Annotated in this window: 1 protein-coding gene; it reads right to left on the minus strand. The window is 44.2% G+C overall.

Annotated elements, in window-relative coordinates; genetic code table 11:
* Nucleotides 1-48: 48 nt before the first annotated feature.
* On the minus strand, nt 49-511 hold a 463-nt coding region (locus CXR02_RS22015; RefSeq protein ID WP_146072597.1), incomplete at its 5' end, for a phosphoenolpyruvate carboxykinase (ATP).

Consider the following 511-nt stretch of genomic DNA (forward strand, 5'->3'; position numbering starts at 1 on the left):
GCCTTTATAATTATAGTCCTGGATCATATTCACCATTAGTAATCCAAATTAAAAGTTTGGTCCAGCTGCAGCAATCTGTTCTGTGAGTTTGCTGTCCTCATTAATCTCATAGTCTAAAAACACCTCAAAGTTGCTCTTAAATAGCCCAGCCAATTTCAACAGTGTTTCCTTGTACGCATGCTTATCGGGCCACGCGTTAATAGGATCAAGGATATCTGAAGGTATTCCTTCGATCTCAGTTGGAATTTCGAGCCCAAAGACTTCTGTCTTCTTGTACTTTGCATCCAGCAGGGTGCCTGCGTGTATGGCATCGACAATCTTACGAGTGTATTGCAACTTGATACGACTGCCCACTCCATACCTTCCACCACACCAGCCAGTGTTGACGAGCCACCCAGTAGCACCGTATTTCTGCATCTTCTCAGCAAGCATAGCAGCATACTTAGTAGGATGCATCATTATGAAAGCTGCACCAAAGCATGCTGAGAATGTTGCTGTTGGCTCCTTAACG

The organism is Arthrobacter sp. 4R501, assembly GCF_002929755.1.
Lineage (GTDB): Bacteria > Actinomycetota > Actinomycetes > Actinomycetales > Micrococcaceae > Arthrobacter.